The sequence below is a fragment of the Collinsella sp. Sow4_E3 genome (genome assembly GCF_052116285.1).
In the GTDB taxonomy this organism is placed as follows: domain Bacteria; phylum Actinomycetota; class Coriobacteriia; order Coriobacteriales; family Coriobacteriaceae; genus Collinsella.
On the sequence record NZ_JBQKLJ010000001.1, the window covers coordinates 166,687 to 186,647 of the forward strand.

Below are 19,961 nucleotides of genomic sequence, written 5' to 3' on the forward strand. Positions count from 1 at the left end.
GCACCTCTCTTCGGTTCTTAGTTCGGAGGAACATCTACCATGATTCAGATGCAAACCATGCTGAACGTCGCCGACAACTCCGGCGCTCGCAAGATTCGCTGCATCAAGGTGCTTGGCGGTTCCAAGCGTCGTTATGCAGGCATCGGCGATGTGTTCATCGGTGCTGTCCAGGAGGCTACCCCTGGCGCCAACGTCAAGAAGAAGGACGTTGTCCGTTGCGTCGTCGTTCGCACCGTTAAGGAGATCCGCCGCAAGGATGGCTCCTACATTCGCTTTGATGATAACGCCTGCGTTGTCATCAACAACGATGGTTCGCCCGTCGGCACCCGTATCTTCGGGCCCGTCGCTCGCGAGCTTCGTGACAAGAAGTACATGAAGATCGTCTCGCTCGCTCCCGAGACCCTGTAGTTAGGGGAGATATATGTATATCAAGAAGGGCGATAAGGTCCAGGTTCTCTCTGGTAAGGATCGTGGCAAGCAGGGCGTTGTCCTGCGTGCTCTCCCCGCCGAGAACAAGGTCGTTGTCGAGGGCGTTTCGGTCGTCAAGAAGGCCGTCAAGCCCAACGCTGCCAACCAGCAGGGCGGCATCGTTTCGCAGGAGGCTCCCATCGATGCCTCCAACGTCAATCTCGTTTGCCCCGAGTGCGGTAAGGTTACCCGCGTCGGTCACGAGAAGGATGGCAAGAACAAGCTGCGCGTCTGCAAGAAGTGCGGCCACAAGTTCTAAGCTGCCCGCAACATCTAAGTTGCTAGCAAAGGCCCGGATGCCACGGCACCCGGGCCTTTTTCTATCCCTACTCATTGGGGACAGACTTAAATGAGTGGCCACTCATTGGGGACAGACATAAATGAGTGGCTACTCCTCATTGGGGACAGACATAAATGACTGGTCGTTGGGGACGTTCTTTAACGGCTGGTTGATGGGGACAGTCTTGCCACGAAAGCGTCGTACGGGAAACGCCCCCAGGTTTCGGCAGCCTGGGACAGTCCCTATGTGTCGGCAGTTAGGGATGGTCTTTTGATGTCTGATGCCCCTAGGGGGCAGAGTAAGACAGCCTGCTTTTCTTTAGGGGTTTTGGTGTCCCGCCTTTTTCTGCATCATAACGATCGATGCATGCGTATTTACGCACAGAGTCTTGCGCGATAATGCGCATAGCCGCGCAAATATCTGCTAGTTATGGTTTAATTATAACCGATAAACAAATAAACACGCAAATACAAGCAAATGCGCGCAAATTTGTGCGAATATAAGGCTGTTGGAAATGAAGAACTTCCGATAACTCAGGAGGCACATGATGACAGATTCCAAACAGGCTCCGCTCGACGCCGAAGCCGCCGCTAAGGCGGCGTTTGCCTCGGTCCAAGATCAGCCGTTCCCTAACGACATCTTTACGGCTCCCGAGCTTCGTTGGGCCGTGATCGGATGCGGCGTTATCGCCAACCAGATGGCCCAGTCTCTCGCCCTTGCCGGTCGCAAGCTTGCGGGCGTCGCCAACCGTACGCTTTCCAAGGCCCAGGCTTTTGCCGAGCAGTATGGCGTCGTGAAGGTGTACGAGACGGTTGAGGACCTCTACGCCGATCCCGACATCGACGCCGTTTATATCACCACGCCGCATAACACGCATATCACCTACCTGCGCGCCGCTCTGGCAGCTGGCAAGCACGTGCTTTGCGAGAAGGCCATCACCCTCAACTCCGCCGAGCTCGACGAAGCGCGTGCCATTGCCGACGAGCATAACGTGGTCCTTATGGACGCCACCACGGTGCTCCACATGCCCTTGTATCGGGAGCTGCGTCGCCGCATGGATGCCGGCGAGTTTGGCCGCATGAACCTCGCTCAGCTCAACTTTGGCAGCTACAAGGAATACGGCGACCTGACCAACCGTTTCTACAATCGCAACCTTGCTGGCGGTGCCATGCTCGATATTGGCGTGTATGCCCTGTCCGTCATGCGCCTCTTTATGGCAAGCCAGCCTGTTGAGGTCGTTTCGCTCGGCAACACCTGTGAGACCGGCGTTGACGTTGCGGGCGGCATCGTCTGCCGTAATGCCCAGCAGCAGCTGGGCGTGGTGAGCCTTACACTTCACTCCAAGCAGCCCAAGCGCTCGGTCATCAGCTTCGATAAGTGCTATATCGAGGTCAACGAGTATCCCCGCGCCGATCACGCGACCATCGTGTGGACTGCGGACGGGCACCGTGAGGAGATCCACACCGGCACCGAGGCATACGCTCTGTGCTACGAGATGGCCGACCTGGAGAAGGCCGTTGCCGGTGATGATTCGAAGCGCGCGCTTCTGGATTATGCTTCTGATGTTATGGAGCTTATGACCAAGCTCCGCGCCGACTGGGGAGTCGTGTACCCCGAGGAGGAGTAAGCGATGCTTGCGGAGGATAGGCTCAACGCGATCGTGTCGATGGTCCAGCAGGCTGGCTCGGTTACTGTGCAAGAGCTTGCCGATACCCTGGGCGTGACGGCGTCTACCATTCGGCGCGACCTGCAGACGCTCGATCGAGCACACCGCATCGCCAAGGTCCACGGCGGAGCGACGAGTCTTGAGCGCGCGCACGTGACGCGCGACCTAACGCTCAATGAGCGCAGCGACCTCCATAACGACGATAAGGAGCGTATCTGCGCCCGCGCCGCGGCGCTGGTGGAGCCCGAGAGCTTTGTATACATCGACTCGGGCTCGACGACGCTCAAGCTCATCGAGCATCTTCCACACCTTGAAGATGTCACCTATGTGACCGATTCCGTGCTCCATGCTCAGCACCTCGCTTTGCGCGGCATGCGTACCGTGGTGCTGGGCGGCGAGCTCAAGCCCGAGACCGAAGCACTCGTTGGCCCCGATGCCTTGGCAACCATAGACCGCTACAACTTCAACTGTGGCTTTTGGGGTTCTAACGGCATTGCCGCCGAGCAGGGCTTCACGGCGCCCGATATCGAGGAGGCGCAGATTAAGCGCATCTCGATGCGCCATACGGCCAAGCGCTTTGTAATCTCGGACGCCAGTAAATTTGGCATGGTGGCGCCCGTCAAGTTCGCGGACTTTCGCGACGCAACGATTATTACCGCGGGCGAGGTGCCCGCCAAGTACCGGGCAATGGACAACGTCATCACGGTCTAGCAACGGGACAAAGCCAAAACCATCACAAAGGTGCCTGTCCCCATTGTGGTGGTTCGTAACGAAAACCGAGTAGTTTTCTCAATAGAAAAGCGGCAACGTTCATCACAGGCGTTGCCGCTTTCGTTGTCCGCCGGTTTGTCTAAGTCTGTAACAACTGGACCGTTAAAAGTGGGCTAGATGTTACAGATTGAGATACTTCCGAACCGCACCATCCCTTTGTCTTAATCTGTAACATCTGGGACCGATTTTGCCGAGTTGCTGTTACAGATCGAGATTTTCCCTTGAGGGGGATTTGAATGTCTCGATCTGTAACAGATAGACCGGAAAATGGGTTCTAACTGTTACAGATCGAGACGTTTTGGCGCCGCGGCTGAGCCATCGTGGCGGCTTGACGTTTGCCCAGATAAAACCTGCCAAAATAAACCTGTCCCTTTTTGGCAGGTTTTAGGGCTCCCAGGGGCAGGAGGCTTCGATGTGGATGTGCTCGCCGGTTACGGGATGGGTAAAGGATACGCTGTGGGCGTGGAGCATGAGGCCACAGGGGCGCGGCGTTCCGTACAGGTCGTCGCCAACCAGGGGATGATGCTCGCTTGCCAGGTGCACGCGGATCTGGTGTTTGCGGCCGGTGAGCAGCTCAACATCGATATACGAACGGGCGGGCAGGCCTCGGCGGCTCTTAAGGCGCTTGAGCACCTTGACGCGTGTCTGCGACGGCTTGCCGCTGGCGCCGACGCGCATCTTGCGGCTATCGTGGCGATCGCGGGCGATGGGCTTGTCGATGAGCTTTTCGTTCCAGTCGATCTTGCCCTCGGCGAGCGCCAGATAGTGCTTTTCGAAGGCGTGGTCGATGACCATCTGGTCAAAGGCGGGCTGCGTTTGCTTGTCGAGCGAGAACAACACCACGCCGGTGGTGTCGCGGTCCAAGCGGTTGAGCGGCTGCATGTCGGTCGCGGCAAAGCCGTCGCCCATCGCCAGCAAAAGGTCGCTGGCATAGTCGGTAAGCGTGCGCTCGCCGGTGCCGTCGCCGTGGACGATCATGCCGGCGGGCTTATCGATGGCCATGAGCCAGGCGTCGCAGTAGAGGACTTGAGGTTCTTCGTTCACGTGTAAGCCTTTCGGTTAGCTAATTCCCACAAACATGCAGCCCGAAGTGGCGCCGCGCAGGCGGGCGGCGGGCTTACGGCCGGCCTGCGCGGCCTCGACGGCGCGACGGACGCGTGCGACGGCGCGGCCAATCTCATCGGCCTCGAGCAGGGTCCCGTCGACCATGAGACGGCGCACGCCGGCGTCGAGCAGCTGTGGAACCTGCGGTGTGAGGTCGATGGGGTAGGCGTCGTACAGGCGCGAGCGGCCGTGGATGTCGGTACGCACCGGCATGACCTTGCCGTCGATATTCTTGAGCGACAGCTTGCGGGCGCGCAGGCGGCAGTGGGCGCAATCGTGGATGCAGCCATTGGCCACCTGCAGGATACAGTGCTCGCTCGTCATAACGCGCGGGCGGCCGAAAACGGTGATGCCCAGGGCCGCGGGCGCGGAGGTACCAAGCGAGATAATCTCGTCGAGCGTGATCTCGGGCGAGAGCCAAAACGCCCCGGCTCCGCGCTCGGCAAGTGCCTCCATGCAAGGCGTGTTGTGCACGGGCAGGCAAGAGCGAATCTCGGCCGTGGCACCAACCTGGGCGGCCAGGGCAAGCTCAGAGATGTTGCCAATAGCGACCGTGGCACCGGCAACGACCCACGGGTCGACGCGCGCGTGGTCGACGGCGCGGCAGACCTCATCGAGCACGGGAACAATACCCTGCTCAAACGCATCGGCGGGGGAGAGCTCGGCCGCATCGAGCGCGTCGGTGGTCATGTAGATGCGCGCGGCTCCCTCCGCGCGCGCTGCCTCGGCGGCCTCGAGCGAGGTGACGGTGGCGCAGATCTGAGGCTCATCGCGGTAGTGCTCGGGCGCGGGGCGGGAATCACTGGTGACAATCGCCGGCAGCTCGAGCGTTTTCGCGCGCTCCTCGTAAGGCGCCAGAATGGCCTCCTCGAGCGCCTTGCAAGCGGCGGCGCGCACCTTGTGCACAGCGGAGAAGCCCATGCCACAGCCCTCATCGAGCGCCACGTCAAAGCTCGCGGCCTCAAAGGGCGAGGAGCCCATGCGGCCCACATGCTCCACCAGATCGGACGCCTCAACCGCGCGGGTCTTGGCGGCCTCGACGGTAAAGCCGGTGGCGGTGGTGGTGAGCGTGGGGTCGTCGCAGCAGGTGAGCGTGACGGTAAACGCCTCGCCCAGGCGCGCCGCGACGGACACGTCTACGGCGCGGCGGCGTAGCACATCGCGCTTGAGCGCAGCGCCGGCAGCGTCAATGGCGCGCTGGCTGCGAATCACACGCACGCGGCAGCCCTCGGGCATGCTGCGGGGCACGCGGCACTCGATGATGTCGCCGACGGCGGCATCATCGGCGGCGATGGTAGTCAGGAATTGGTCGAACTCGTCGTCGTGACGAAGCTCCAACAGGTCGCCCTTGCCCACGGGCTCAAACAGCTCAATGCGGGCGATGGCGGCGCGGCGACGACGGTCGTCGGGTTTGAGCCCGCGCACGTCGCGGTTGGCCAGACGGCTGCCCAGCACCGTGCCCACGATCTGGCCGCGGTTGTTGGAGCGCTCGTAGCTCATCATCTCGTCGCCCGAGGTGCCGTCCTGATAGGCGTGCGTAAAGTCGCGGTTAAAGCAGCGCTTGAGTTGGCGCTGGCGAGCGGCGTCCTCGTCCTTATCTACGACGGCCTCGGCCAGCATGTCATCGATCTGATGACGATACACATCGACGATGGAGTACACGTAATCGGGCGCCTTCATGCGGCCCTCGAGCTTGAGCGATGCGGCGCCGGCGTCATACAGGCGGCGAACAAGCTGTGAAGTGTTGGTGTCGCGCGGGCATAGCGCGCGCTCGCGACCGGCGGGGGAGAGCGTGCGGCCGTTCTCGTCGATCAGCTCGTAGGGCAGACGGCAGGGCTGAGCGCACATGCCGCGGTTGGCCGAGCGGCCCGCCATGGCAAAGCTCGAGAGCAGGCACAGGCCCGAGTAGCAAAAGCAGATGGCGCCGTGGCTAAAGACCTCCAGGTCAACGTCGGGCGCGGCGTCGTGGATGGCGGCGATCTCGTCGATGGAAAGCTCGCGCGAGAGGGTCACGCGGTCGGCGCCCTGCTCGCGGCACCAGATGGTTCCACGGTCATCGTGGATGTTCGCCTGGGTCGAGATATGGGTCTCGATGCCGGGCATGGTGCGCTTGACCTCAAAGAACAGGCCCCAGTCCTGGATAATGAAGGCGTCGGCGCCCAGCGTGGAGCAGCGATGGATGAGCTGCAGCGCATCGCTCATCTCGGACTGCTTGATGACGATGTTGACCGTGACGTAGACGCGCGACCCGGCCAGGTGTGCAGCACGGCAGGCCTGCTCAAAGGCCTCATCGGTAAAGTTGGTTGCCTTGCGGCGGGCGTTGAAGCTGCCCATGCCGCAGTAGATGGCGTCTGCCCCGGCGGCGAGCGCGGCGGCAAAGGGCTCCGGGCCTCCGGCGGGAGCCAAGAGCTCGGGCCTGCGGTTGGTGGTTCGGCTGGCGGTTGCGGTCATATCCTGCCTTTCAAAATGCTCAGATACACAAAAGTATAGTGGCGCCGTCGCGATGGGCGATGCCCGCAGCCTAAGCAGGACAAAGTCTTCAGTAGCCTGGGCTGGCTGACCCCGTGGAGAACCGTTCAGCGGTTCGGGGAAACCGTTGGGCGATAAAATATTCTCGCATTCTGATAATTATCTTGCAGCGGGCGTAATCATCCCCTACTATCCCAATCAAGCGCGGTGTTCAGACCGAACTGTGCCTCCCGGTGCGAACGCCGCGCTCACGCTCTCTATTTGATCGTAAGGAGAAAAACATGAGCAAGACCGTCGTGTCTTCCGATAACGCGCCCGCAGCCATCGGCCCGTATTCTCCCGGTATCCAGTCCGGCAACATGGTGTTCCTGTCCGGCCAGCTGGGCATCGATCCCGCGACCGGCAAGCTGCCCGAGGGCATCGAGGCCCAGGCCAAGCAGTCCCTCGCCAACGTCGAAGCCCTGCTGACCGCTGCCGGCGCTACGTTTGCCGATGTCGTCAAGACCACGGTCTACCTGGCTGACATCGCCGACTTTGCCGCCGTGAACGAGATTTATGCCTCCAAGTTTGAGGCCCCGTTCCCCGCGCGCAGCGCTTTCCAGGTTGCCGCTCTTCCGGCTGGCGGTCTGGTCGAGATCGAGGTCGTCGCCGCTCTCTAAGGCGTTGGCAACAACTAAACATGACATGCAAAAAGACCCTGCAGCGCGTGTGAGCTGCAGGGTTCTTTTGTCACGTGACGGATCGCTTGCGGAGCCACCAAGGGCAGTCTTTTTGGGACGGGGCCATTTTAGCTACCCCTATATGCAGGATTGATTTTACTTGCGGCTCATCGAAATCGTGGGCAGAGGGAGGGTAGCTAAAATAGCCCCGTCCCAAAAAGACTGCCCGCGCTCCATTTTGCTCGTTAGCCTTCCTTGCGGACTTTTTGCAGGTAGCGGTAGACGCTGGGCTCCGAGATGCCTAGCGAGGTGGCAGCGCAGGCAACAGCGCCCTTGAGCATAAATACGCCGTTGCCGTTAAGGTGGCGAATAACGTCCACGCGATCGGCCTGCCCAAGCGAGGCGACATCCTGGCCGCGGCTTTCGAGCAACTCGGAAATGCTGCGGTCGATGAGCTCCTGTGTAGACTCCGAAAGTATTTCGACCTCGATAGACGCGGGCTCCGCCTGCCTTGGCACAGCGTCGAAGCAGGCCATGAGCTGCTGAGCCATGGCGTTGATGGAGCGTACCGTGGAAAGATCGGTGTTGACGCAGAGCATGCCGACGATCTCGTTATCCTCGCGAATAAAGTACGTTGCGGATTCCAACGTCTTGCCACCGGCACCGCGCCCCTCGTAGCCCGTAATAAACGGCAGGTCGCGATACTTGGGGTCGTGCATGATCTTGAGTGCCAGATCGGTGGCGGGACCGCCGACCTTGCGGCCGCTCACGATGCCGTTGCGGATATCGACGATGGCGTGGTCGGGATCCGAGAAATCGTGCAGCACGATTTCGCTGTTTTTGCCGAGTATCTGCTCCAGGAAATCGACCATCGGCAAAAAGCGACGTACAGTCTCGTTCACGGGCAACTCCTTTGGATGAAATCGGAAGTTTCATAACAATTTTTTCTTATGGTAACACGGTGTCTATTGACTCGTATATTCGCAGGTACATTGCGTAATACAGACGAACGGTAGGATTTTGGCGGTAAGCGGTCGACCAAAAGAAAAGTTAGATGTTATTTTGACCAGACACTTTCCTGACCTGCGGAAATGCGTTGTCTCAGCTGAAAAATAGTCTGATAACAAAAAATTATTATTGAGAATGAGAAAGAGCACCGACATCATTCAGGTGGCGCTCATTCTTTCGGCAATCGACACGGCCCTTCAGGCCTTCGCTCCCTTCCGCCGCATCGGCGGCGGCCTGCTGGGCGGTCTTCCCACCAGCGCCCTTGGCCAGAACGTGGGCATCATCTGCTCCAACAAGGTCGTCAACAAGTGGGTCTTTGTGATCATCGCGTCCGTCTTTGCCATCGCCGGCCTGTTCCCGCAGCTCTCTGCCGTGCTCTCCGCCATCCCGCAGCCCGTCATCGGCGGCGCGACCGTCGGCGTCTTTGGCACCATCACCATGAACGGCGTGCGCATGTTCACCCGCGAGGGCCTTACGCAGCGCACCACCACCATCGTCGGTACCTCCGTCGTCTTTGGCCTGGGTATCTGGATGGCCAGCGGTTGCCTTGCCGGCGAGGGCATGCCCACCTGGGTGTCCACCGTCATCGGCTCCAATGCCGTAACCCCCACCGCCATCATGGCCATCGTGCTCAACCTGATCCTTCCGCAGACGCCGGTCGTGGCTCAGCACATCGATGCTGCCAAGGACGCTGCCGTTGATCTGGTCTTGCCCGAGAGCAAGAAGTAACCAATTCGGTGCTATTCGTCGGCGGACGTATCGCCTCGTCCGCCGACGTCATGCGGCGCCAAGCCGCACTTCAAAGGGTTTGTCCCGTGGGTAAAATAAGGCTGACGGCAGCCCAAGTGGTGAAGAACTGGGCAGCGCCGTTGTTTAGATTAAGGGGTCGATGCCTTAACGGCGTCGACCCCTCTTTTTATGCTTCGGACGCTGCTTGAGTGCCTCGGAAAGTCCGACAAGCGCTCGCAGGGTGGATTTGCCCCGGAGCTTCCGGAACGGTCCACGTGCGGTGGCGTGCCGCCCCTTCTGCGTGAGCGATTGTCGAATTACGTTATAGCTAGCTATAACGTAAAGGAAGCTGAGGGACCGTCCTGTGTTGTTGGTGACGGGTCTTTGCCCGATCGCGCGGTCTTTAGCATTTGCGGTTGAGTGCTCCGTGGATGTTGAGTGGTGGCTGGAGTAGAGCGACGAGTTGAGCGAACGCAGGAACGGGCGCCGAGGCCTCGTTGCCGAAAATCCATTTGTTAAACCAAGCGCCCGCGGATAGAATAAAGTTGACGGCAGCCCAAGGGTGATAGCTGGGCAGCGCCGTTGCTTGGTCAAGAGGTCAGTGCCTTAATGGCAGCGACTTGTTATGCTTCGAATGCTGCTTGAGTGCCTCGGAAAGTTCGATAAGCGCCGTGAAGAGCGAGACCAAAGCAACCAAGAGCTCTACGGGCTCTGATGGGCCCGGGATGACCTCTGATTCAAGTCACCGGGCCTCAATCTTTTTCATGCATTTGAATAGAGCGGGCGACTCCCTTGGGGCCGCCTGCATGGCGTGTGCCTGGCGCGCGTGGCATTGCGCCCCGCTTCCATGTCCGCACGGGCGCCTATCCTTACGGCAATGTAGCCGCCTATGTAGCAAGCGGCAGGCAACGGAGAAAGGCCATAACCGTGTCAGCTGAAAAGACGTCGGGTATCTCGGCTATCGATACGACGAACTTTGCGCGCCAGATCGTGCTGGACTTTGAGTTTGCGCCGGTGCCAAAGCAGCGCCAGCGCCGTGGACTGCGCAACGAGATTATCGAGGTCGGCGCCGTCAAGCTCGATTACCACGGCAACGTTATGGGCGAGTTCTCGCAGTTTGTGCAGACGGAATTTACCGAAGGCGTTGCGTTTCCCGTCCGCGAGCTCACAGGGATATCGGCTGTGGACACCGCGATGGCCGATCCGCTCTACATGGTGATCAAAAGGCTCAGCGATTGGATCGGTCGCTACTCCGCCCAGGTGGTTTGCTGGAGCGAGACGGACCGTCGACAGCTTTTGGCCGAGTGCCAGGCAAAGCACATCGACCTTTCCGCATTTCCTACGGACTGGGCCGACCTGCAGGCGTTCTACACATCGATCATGGACGTGGGCAGCCACGGGCGCGTTTCGTTGGGTGACGCGGCGATGTGGTTTGGCATTGAGTTCGACGAGTCGACGGGCCACGCCCACAGCGCCCTTGCCGATGCGCGCGTGACCGCCAAGCTGCTCAAGCAGGTGATGGACGGGGACTACCACGTGAGCCCGCGCGCCCAGGAAGTCCGCCAACGGTGGGGGATGGGCGAGCGAGCCCAGACGCGCCTCTCCAGCAAGTGCCCCGAGCTGGGCGACCTGCTGCTGAAGCTGAAGGCGGAGGGGAGGTAGGGGGCGTTGTCGGTCCTCGCAACCGAAGCCCATTTGATAAATTGTCCTCATGCGAAAAAGCTATAAGTCAATGGCCCCGGGAATGACCTCTGATTCAAGTCACCGGGGCTCATTTTATATTGATATGAGATTGTAGCGATTCATATGCGTGCGATGCATTCCGTTGAGTTAGAGGGCCCTACTGATAACTAGGCATGCAAACGCACGCTTGTCGATTTAATGCCAATATCGCCAGGTTTTCCGTGTAAGCTAGTAACATATTGTGCTGGCCGAGATAGATGACTGCGCGGATGGTGTCAAATGGGTTCTGATCTTAATAACTTATCGGTTGTAGATAAGGCAGAGGCCCTTTTTGGATACTTGGAAGAGTTCTCCAAGATTAGGATGAAGATCGTTCGCAACGTAAGCGATTACGCTTCGGACTGCATTGATTTGGAGAGCTTGCCAACAGATAACGGATGGATCGAGGTGCGATTTCGCGATTCCGCTAATAACGATGGTCCGATTTTGAGTGTCGCTAAACCGGAGTTCAAAACGTGCCCGCAGCCTCCGGATGAGATCGCGCCGTGGATTGCAAGCGGATGGGAAAGCTATAAGAACCAGATAGGGTTTAAGTTTCCACCCGAGGAGCTTGCGGAGGCAAATGAAGAAGCGCCTCAAGATCTATTTATGTCCGATCCCGCTAGAGCTCAACTGCTTGAGGAATGGGGCGGCGAGCGAGACAAATGGGTCACATACCAAACTAAGGCGACAGAAGCCTCTGGGGTGTATGAGCGCCTGTTTAAAATGAAAGAAAAACTCAAGAGCGACCCCGATAAACTCGAGGTTGTTGCCGCATCGATGAACGTTCGGCTTTCCGAAGACAAGAGGGTGGATCACCCAGTCTTTACGCGGAACATGAGGATTCAGCTCGATGCGGAAAAGGGAATCATTTCCGTTGAAGACGTCGATTCCGACACGTTGATTCAAAAGGACCTGCTGTCTCAGTCTCAGAATCTGACGATGAGCAAGATTAGCGAGGCGGAACAGAGACTCGACGAGGAAGAAGTGCATCCGCTTGATCGTGATGCAATTGCCCGTGAAGCCAAACTGCTCGTGAATCAGCTATCGCCCAAGTCTCGTTATTTTGACCGCGCTGATGCTGCGCGAGACCAAGAAGCCGATATAGACGTTCGACCCGGTTTCTATTTAATCTTTAGGCAGCGTCCTGATGGAACCGCGGGCGCTATCGGCAGAATTGTAAAAACGATTGATGAGACTCAGCGCGTCCCTGCGTTCTTAAACGGCCTTCTTGGCGAGTTTACGCACGATGAAACCACCCCGGTCCTTGAGGAGTTATCGGACGGGTCTACGGTTTCTCGGCGCTTGGCGGAGGCAAACGGAGAAGACGACGAGATTCTATTGGCGAAACCTGCCAACCGTGCGCAGTTAGAGATTGCCAAGCGAATCGAGCAAGATGACGCCGTTCTCGTTCAGGGCCCTCCGGGTACCGGTAAAACCCATACGATTGCAAACCTGATGGGCAGCTTTTTGGCACAAGGCAAAAGGGTGCTTGTAACGAGCTATACCTCAAAGGCTTTGACGGTTCTTGCCGACAAGATGCCTCCTGAGCTCAGAAGCCTTTGTGTGTCTTCGCTGGCATCTAACGGTAAGGACGCTCGTGATTCGGTAGAAGCGATTGTCAACCATCTCGGCGAGCATTCGATAAGTGAACTGAATAAATCCGTGCAGGAACTATCTTGTCAGCGAGAAGAGATACTGGTTGATCTTGCAAAGGCGCGCAAATCCGCCTTTGTTGAACGAGAGGCCGAGAACAAACAGTTTGATCTGGGGAATGAAACCCTCACTCCGCATGATGCCGCACAATTTGTTGCAAAGAATAAGGAAGAGCTGGGCGACATTATTCCCGGCCAGGTGAAGCTGTTGGCGCAGCTTGATATTTCGATTGTCGAGGAACTTTACCAAAGCAACGGCATTGCCTCTGCAGAAGATGAGGCAGAGGCAATCTGTCTACAGGATGTCGACTGGATGGCTTTGCTCCCCAAGCCAGACGTCTATGCACAGGAGTTTGAGAAATACAACCAAGCCAGTTCTTTGGCGGACGAGCTGATTCGTCGCCACGGTTGGGAGCTATGCGACGATGGGGGAGCGGTGGAGGTCGGATCGGCTGTTCTCCCCGTTTTGGACAATGAGTCCGAAGCATTCGGCACGGTGAAGAACCTTGTAATGCACGGAGCTCTGAGCGAGGAGTGGCAGCGAGAGGTCGCTGCGAGATCCTTGAGGGGCGAGGGCGAGAAAACGATCTGGCATCGTCTCTGCGATGAGGTTCAGTTGCTTGAACAGCAGGCTTCGTCATATCGAAGCAAGTGGTTTCCGAGGCAGGTTGCGCTTGGTGACAACAGCGATTATCAACAACTGCGCGCGCTTGTAAGCGGGTACAAAGAGTACCTAGCTAAAACGGGCCTGCGAAAGCTGCTTTCTTCGGTCAAGAGCTTGCCCGATGGTGTGGCGGTCAACGGGGCACAGGCGGCTTCGCCCGAGGACTGCGATGCCATCCTGGATTACATAGAGCTTATGGACAAGCGACACGCTTGCGCCATTCAATGGGATGCGCTTATGGGAACCGTTGGCGTGAGCTGCTTTGCAGAGTTGGATAGCAGTGAGCCCGAGCACGTGGCATTTCGATATGTTGAGGGTATTAAGGCGGCCCTTGCGTGGAAAGCCGAGTGCATTGACAAGCTGTTTGACGCATTGGACTCAAGCGGTATCTCTCATGAAGCGTTCTTTGACTGCCCTTCCATGATTTCCGAAAAGGAGGTCGTGGCCAAAACCTTGCAAGCACTGGAAACGGATCTCACGGATTACCTTAAGTTATGTGTCGCACTCAAAAAAATAAGGGCGATTAAGGCATGGGCAGAGGACGTTTTGAAGAGAATCGAAGACGCTTCGGCCAAGCACTGTGAGACCGTCGCTGCATTGAGTGACTGCATTGTGCAGCTTCGCCCTGTTGGAGATTTCGGCGAAGCGGTTGACCCCGAACTCGGCTTGGTGCAAACATACCGCGATCAGTACAATCGTCTACAGTGGCTGTGCGAAATAAGGGCGGCAGTTAAGCGCCGACATGAGCAACTGAATCAGTTGTCGCAAATTGCTCCGGGATGGGCACAAGCCGTTCGTGAGCGCGAGGGCGTTCACGGGGCTACGAGCGTTCCGCGGGATATCGAACGAGCATGGAAATACAAGCAGTGCCAGGCAATCGTTGAGTATGCCGATCGTGCAAACTCTTCCAATCCCCAGAAGGAAATTTCTGAGCTGGGCAAACGCTATCGTGACATAACGGCAAAATTGGCAGGCATGATGGCGTGGCTCAAGATTCACAAGGACCTTGAGAGCAATACAGAGCTCAAGGTCGCGCTGAACGGCTGGAAGCAGACGGTCGCGCGAATTGGCAAGGGAACGGGCAAGAATGCATCGCGGCATCGCTCGAAGGCCCGTGCTCTCATGGCGAAATGTCAGCGGGCTGTGCCGGCATGGATTATGCCGATTGGCCAAGCGCTTGACTCTTTTGACCCCGCCAACAATCTGTTTGATATCGTAATCATCGACGAGGCAAGCCAGGCCGACATGACCGCCCTGGCTATTACATATCTTGCAAAAAAGGTAATTGTTGTTGGTGATGACAAACAGGTAAGCCCTCTTTCTGTCGGTGCAAAGGAATCCACTGCCGAAGGATTGGCTGCTTCATATATCGAGGGAAAGGGAATTCCCAACGCCCATCTGTATCGAGCAAGATACTCGCTTTACGAAATTGCCCAGCAGGGCTTTTCGCCCATCATGCTTACCGAGCACTTTAGGTGCGTGCCGGATATCATCGGCTTTAGCAATGGGCTATCGTACGGTGGAAAAATCAAGGCGCTGAGAGACGCCGATGCGGGTGGATTGATGCCGGCGTTGGTTCCCTTTCGCGTCAAAAGCGGCATGCGCTCGGGCAAGGCGAAGATTAACCAGCAAGAGGCCAAAGCCGCAGTTGCGATTATCCGTGCCTGTCTTGAGCAGCCAGAATATGAGAACAAGACATTTGGCGTTTTGTCCTTGCTGGGAGAAGAGCAGGCTGACTTGATTCGAAACGAACTGCTTAAAGAGATGGATCCCGCTGAGTTTGAAAAACATGAGATTATTTGCGGCAACGCTGCGGGTTTCCAGGGCGATGAACGCGATGTCATGATTCTAAGCATGGTTGACAGCAACGAATCCGAGACTCCCTTGCGCTTTATGGGGACGGGCTCGGATGACGCATACAAGAAGCGTTACAACGTTGCTGCGAGCCGCGCGAAAGACCAGATGTGGCTTGTATATTCGCTTGATCCAGTTCGTGATTTAAAGAGTGGCGACCTGCGTAGGCAGCTAATTGAGTACATGCTCGACCCGCATACGTTTGACACTCAGATTGAGGAGGCGCAAGAAAAAGCCGAGTCCGATTTTGAGTTGCAGGTGTGCACTGAGCTTTCCAAGCGCGGTTATCAATATGAGCAGCAAAAGGAAGTCGGAAGCTACCGCATTGATATTGTCGTGCAAAGCGACCATCACAACGTTGCTATCGAATGCGACGGCGATCGTTGGCATTCAACCGAGGGGCAAATTATCGCGGACATGGAGCGACAGACGATTCTGGAACGTGTGGGATGGGATTTCATCCGTATTCGAGGTAGTGAGTTCTACAGCGATCGGGATGCAACGATGGATCGAGTTGTAGCCGAACTCGCTATTTACGACATTAAGCCAGGCCAGCAGTTCCCCACGGTTGCCCGTGACACCAGCGAACTTCTCGAGCGAGTGCTCGAGGCGGTTCGTGACAATTTCGATGACGAAGTGGACGAGAACACACTCGAGTCCACGGTTGCTCGAGATTCGGCCATCGCAGCCGCTCTTCAAGAACAGGAGCCGCCGCGCGAGCCGGATATGCTATCGAAAGATGATGGCGCTAAGGAAGCGCATACCAAGGCGGATGACTTTGCTGTTGCGGCTGGCTGCTCGGATGTGATCGAGAATGACGACGCAAGCGGCCAGTGCGAGCAGGTGGACGAACAACGTGGACAGACAATAACTGAGGATTCGCGACAGGAGATGCTTCTGCTCGCACTCGAACGGGCAGGGCATCGGTTCTATGAAACCGAGCAGGCGGACGTCTTTTGGGTGCCTGGCGACTTATCAATGCGGGCGTCAATAAAGGACATCTGTTCTTCGTTTGATTACAGTTGCGTTTACAACTTTGGGGACACCGGCGCGAACACTGGTCTTTCCGGATGGATTTTGTACCCTAAGGGTAAGCGGGCTAGCATTGCACATGCGCTGCAATCAGAAGCGCTTACGCTGCAATCAGAAGCACTTAAATGGCATAAAGGAAACAGTTGTGGGGATGCTTTGCTTGCTGAGTTGAACTCTCTGGGCCTTACCTGTATTGATAAGCGAAGCAAACACGGTGCGCTATGGGTCATTGACGATCCGGTGTTTAAGGAAAAGCGCCTCGGCATCGAGGCAAAATATAAAGTGAGGTTCAAATACAGCAAACAAGGGTCAAGGTCGACATCGTCCCGACCTGCGTGGTACACAAAATAACGAAGCATTCACGAAGTACATGAACGGTGTCTATTAATTGCACAACAAATAATTGAGGTCGTAGAGATAACCCGCTTGCCGAAAATGTCCTGACGCTCCTCTATGTTGGGAGACAATGGATAAAGTTTTAGCAAAGGGCCCTGCGTCCTGAACCAATAGCAATTAAACCTGGAGTGTACTTCGTGGATATGCCTGCGGATTAATTTCAGGAGCTCGAAACGATAAACTTCGCCTTCAATGAGGCTGACACGATTGTCATCGGACCCGACAACGTCACAATTTTCAAGGTGGTAGAGGAAAATGCCGAGACGGGCGATGGTTCTGAGGAAGTGATTGTGTAGATATCTTCGAGATGGGGCGCATGTAGGGCTTAGCACCAGACCTCCAACGCCTTGTCCGCAAGCCATTCTGCGCGTTCGGCGATGTCGCCCTCGTCCCAAGTCTTCTTCTCCAAGGCATCGGCCATGGTCGCAAGGCCGGCGGCGCAGAGGGCCAAGCCGTCCTTGTATCCCTTTCCCTGCTTCTTGGTGGTCCAATCGGCATCGCGGATGGAGGCGTTGAGCGAATGCGTGATGATGGCGAGGTTGCCGAGCGTGAGGAGCTTCCGGTCCCTTCGCGTGGCGGCTTCGTCGTCGAGGGTTCCCCATTTGTTTCGCCACTTCTTGGGCATCATGTGCTCGAGGGTGTACTGGTTGAATCCGAGCAGGGCTGTGCTGCTCATGCCTGGGCGAATGGCGCTTTCCAGCAGATAGAGGACGCCCTTGGACTGGAGGTTGTACAGACACGATTCCTCGAATGCCGCTCGAACCTCGGCGTCGCCGGGCATGTATGTCGTCGCCTCGTCATTGGCTTCGAGAGCCTTCCTCAGCGCCTCCGCGTCCTTCACCTCGTTCAGGATCAGCGAGGTGAACAACCTGTTGTAGTTCTTCGTGGTCGCCTGAACCAGCGTTCGGCGGATGATGTAGGTCTCAAGCAGGGCGAAGACCTCGGATTCCTCGCCCGAAGACTCCGCGTTCTTGCGAACGTAGAGCACGTACGGGATGAGCGTCGAGTTCTTGAGGCCGAATATGAGCACGTTCAGGCGCTCGATGCCGGGGGCGGAGGGGATGTCCGCGTCGCAGCAGCTTGGGTCAAACGTGGACTCGAACACCTTGGCATACGCCTTCATGCTGCTGAGGATCTCGTCCTTGTCTCCGTTGCAGTACCTGCCGATGAAGTCCTTGTAGGACTGGAAGAGGTTGGACGTGCGCGAATAGAAGAGCTTGTCCTCGGTCGTGACGCCACGCCTCTTGTCCTGAACCAGGATCTGGAGGAACGCGTCGAAGAACAGGTCGACGAGCGTGCGCTTGATGCGCCCGGTCACGACCTCCTGCTCCCAATACTCCCTCTTCTCAGCCGTGGGCTCGAAGACGTCTTCCCAGCACTCCTTGAACGCCTGCTCGTTCTCGCGGTTGAAGAAGTAGTTCTTGAGGAGCTCCGCCGTCGTCAGGCGCACCCCGAGCGAGTTGATGGTGTCGAATATCTGCTGCTCGTCCTCGCCCTCGGTAAGGTCGATGCAGACGAACTGGACGTTCGACTTGATCGTGTTCCTGTCGACCCTCTCTGGGTCGATATTCTTGAGGAAGTAGTTGTAGGCGCGGATGATGGCCGAGGTGCCCTCGATGGGCTCGCAGTCCGTGGCGCTGACGACCCTCTCGAAATCCTGCCGGTCGTACTTGCCGTGTCTTAGGGCGATTTGGCCGGTCTCCAGGACGAAATCTCGCTCAAACAAATTGTTTGTGCCGTTTTTCGCACAGAGTGCCTTGAAGAAGATGACCATGGTCGTGAGTCGCTGCTGGCCGTCGATGACGGTGCGAACCTCGGACACCTCGGACCAGGTGTTACCGGAGGAGGCCTGCTTCAGGATGATGGAACCAAGGAAATAAGGTCGCTTAGAGGCCGTGACGAACTCCATGTCGCCAAGGAAGCGCTCCCATTGCTCTTCTCCCCAGACGTACGCCCTTTGGTAGAAAGGTATTTCGAGCAGGCGCGATCCGTTGAACACGCCGCTTATCGTAGATTTTCCTGCATCCATCCTTAATGACCTATCTATCCTTCGCGGTTATTGCTGGTGAGCCGATTTCGGTAGTGTCGAGAAAGTTGGTGTCAGGGCCCTTGCGGCCCCTGTGTCCGATATCCGGAATCAGTTGATATCCTAGGCCGCCTCCACGCTGTCGGCAAGTTCCAGGCTGGATTCGATCGTCTTCCTGGCCGCCTTCTCCAGCTCCGCCCAGTCGTGCTCGCCCGCGGCACCCATTCTGAACGCGGCGTCATGCATCTCGGCCATCTTCCTCTCCGAGAAGTAGCGCGAGCCGGACCATGTCTCGGCCTGGTCGCACATGACGGCGCCCACGAGCCTGAGCAGCGAACTCTCCGACGGGAAGACCTGCACCACGCGCGAGCGGCGCTTTATCTCCCTGTTGGCGCGCTCCTGCACGCTGTTGGTGCGCAGGCGCTTCCAGTGCGACGGCGGGAAGTCCAGGTACGCGAGCGCGTCGGGCTCCGCCTCCTCTGGCACCCTCGCCGCCCTCGGGCGGCACCCCTCCAGCATCTCGCACGCCGCGTGGTACATGGCCACGGCGGTGGCGGCGTCCCCGGCGCGGAAGGCCGACGAGACGATGCGCCCCACGCGGCGCCCCAGCTGCCGGGAGCCGGCCTCGCGCATGCAGTCGCGCACCAGGTGCACGGCGCATCGCTGCCAGGCCGCCCCCTGGAAGACCTCGCCTATGGCCCTGACCGGGCCCCCGTGGGCATCGGATGCGACGAGCTCGGTGCCGGTCGCGCCGCGGTCGCGCAGCTCCCGCAGGAAACCGAGCCACGATTCGCAGGGCCCCGTGCCCGCCACGGACACCCCCAACACCCGCCTCCAGCCGGACTCGTCGCAGCCTATCGCCGTGACCGCCGCGGTCGAAGCCACGCGGCCCCCGCGGCGGCACTTGACGCAGGTCGCGTCGAGCCAGATGCAGGGTATCGCGCGCGCATCGGGCGACACCCCGCGAGGTCGGCTATCTCGGCGTCGAGGGTCGCGGCGATCGCGCCCACTCGGTCCCTGCCGAGCCTCTCGATGCCCATCTTCTCGGCTATCCTCTGCACCTTCCTGGTGCCGGTGCCGGTGGCGTACATCTCGGCCACCGGCGCGACGAGCGCGCGGTCGACGCGCCGGTGGCGCTCGAGGACGTCCTCGGGGAAGAAGCTGCCCCTCCTGAGCTCGGGGATTCTCAGGTTGGGCGTGCCCGCGCACGTCTCGAGCGTGCGGTTGCGGTAGCCGTTCCTGCTGTTGGCCCCGTCGCCGCAGAGCCGGTCGGCCTCCTCGTCCATGATGGCGTTGACCACCTGCTCGGCGAGCGGCCTGAGCAGCGACTGGATGTCGACCATCCCGTCGGTCGACCTCGGGATGGCGGCCTTTTCCGGCATCGCGTCCGCTTATATCTCCATAGCGGTCCCTGTCCTTTCCCAGAACCTGTGTTATGTAGCAATTCCAGATTCTAGG

General features: G+C 58.2%; 12 protein-coding genes and 1 pseudogene. 8 read left to right on the forward strand and 5 right to left on the reverse strand.

Going from position 1 to position 19,961, the window contains the following annotated elements; translation table 11 throughout:
• Positions 1–39 precede the first annotated feature (39 nt).
• From rplN to ACTQ48_RS00740, 4 genes are all read left to right on the forward strand, one after another.
• Positions 40–408 (forward strand): 50S ribosomal protein L14, encoded by a 369-nt coding sequence (gene rplN / locus ACTQ48_RS00725; RefSeq protein ID WP_117734331.1) that lies wholly within the window; start codon positions 40–42, stop codon positions 406–408.
• 13 nt (positions 409–421) lie between these two features.
• Positions 422–727, forward strand: a complete 306-nt coding sequence (gene rplX, locus ACTQ48_RS00730) for a 50S ribosomal protein L24 (RefSeq protein WP_006235043.1) — start codon at positions 422–424, stop codon at positions 725–727.
• Positions 728–1,295: 568 nt separating this feature from the next.
• A complete protein-coding gene (locus tag ACTQ48_RS00735; protein WP_441570001.1) occupies positions 1,296–2,375 on the forward strand; it encodes a Gfo/Idh/MocA family protein in 1,080 nt (359 codons plus the stop codon).
• Positions 2,376–2,378: 3 nt separating this feature from the next.
• Entirely contained in the window at positions 2,379–3,125 is a 747-nt protein-coding gene (locus tag ACTQ48_RS00740; RefSeq protein WP_441044588.1) for a DeoR/GlpR family DNA-binding transcription regulator, read from the forward strand.
• 444 nt (positions 3,126–3,569) lie between these two features.
• Here ACTQ48_RS00740 and ACTQ48_RS00745 read toward each other — a convergent pair whose 3' ends face one another.
• Together ACTQ48_RS00745 and ACTQ48_RS00750 are read right to left on the reverse strand one after the other, a co-directional pair.
• Positions 3,570–4,229 (reverse strand): RluA family pseudouridine synthase, encoded by a 660-nt coding sequence (locus tag ACTQ48_RS00745; protein ID WP_441569873.1) that lies wholly within the window; start codon positions 4,227–4,229, stop codon positions 3,570–3,572.
• Between the two features lie 15 nt (positions 4,230–4,244).
• Positions 4,245–6,740: a DUF3656 domain-containing U32 family peptidase gene (locus ACTQ48_RS00750; protein WP_441569874.1), complete on the reverse strand. Its 2,496-nt coding sequence runs from the start codon at positions 6,738–6,740 to the stop codon at positions 4,245–4,247.
• 299 nt (positions 6,741–7,039) lie between these two features.
• On the opposite strand from ACTQ48_RS00750, the gene ACTQ48_RS00755 reads away from it, so the two are divergent.
• Positions 7,040–7,417, forward strand: coding sequence for a RidA family protein (locus tag ACTQ48_RS00755; protein WP_154514683.1), 378 nt, complete (start codon positions 7,040–7,042; stop codon positions 7,415–7,417).
• Between the two features lie 245 nt (positions 7,418–7,662).
• Here the strand turns inward: ACTQ48_RS00755 and ACTQ48_RS00760 are convergent, their stop codons facing one another.
• Positions 7,663–8,319: a helix-turn-helix transcriptional regulator gene (locus tag ACTQ48_RS00760; RefSeq protein WP_441015054.1), complete on the reverse strand. Its 657-nt coding sequence runs from the start codon at positions 8,317–8,319 to the stop codon at positions 7,663–7,665.
• A 241-nt stretch (positions 8,320–8,560) separates the two neighbouring features.
• On the opposite strand from ACTQ48_RS00760, the gene ACTQ48_RS00765 reads away from it, so the two are divergent.
• From ACTQ48_RS00765 to ACTQ48_RS00775, 3 genes are all read left to right on the forward strand, one after another.
• Positions 8,561–9,154, forward strand: coding sequence for a solute carrier family 23 protein (locus tag ACTQ48_RS00765; protein ID WP_229770606.1), 594 nt, complete (start codon positions 8,561–8,563; stop codon positions 9,152–9,154).
• Between the two features lie 927 nt (positions 9,155–10,081).
• On the forward strand, positions 10,082–10,816 hold the full coding sequence (locus ACTQ48_RS00770; RefSeq protein ID WP_441569875.1) for an exonuclease domain-containing protein: 735 nt from the start codon (positions 10,082–10,084) through the stop codon (positions 10,814–10,816).
• 384 nt (positions 10,817–11,200) lie between these two features.
• The gene (locus ACTQ48_RS00775; protein ID WP_441569876.1) at positions 11,201–16,432 is read left to right on the forward strand and encodes an AAA domain-containing protein; all 5,232 of its coding nucleotides are present in this window, start codon (positions 11,201–11,203) and stop codon (positions 16,430–16,432) included.
• A 370-nt stretch (positions 16,433–16,802) separates the two neighbouring features.
• On the opposite strand, the gene ACTQ48_RS00780 is transcribed toward ACTQ48_RS00775, so the two are convergent.
• Both ACTQ48_RS00780 and ACTQ48_RS00785 read right to left on the reverse strand, forming a co-directional pair.
• The gene (locus ACTQ48_RS00780; protein ID WP_441569877.1) at positions 16,803–18,506 is read right to left on the reverse strand and encodes a DUF262 domain-containing protein; all 1,704 of its coding nucleotides are present in this window, start codon (positions 18,504–18,506) and stop codon (positions 16,803–16,805) included.
• 120 nt (positions 18,507–18,626) lie between these two features.
• A pseudogene (locus tag ACTQ48_RS00785) lies at positions 18,627–19,885 on the reverse strand (IS256 family transposase).
• Positions 19,886–19,961 lie beyond the last annotated feature (76 nt).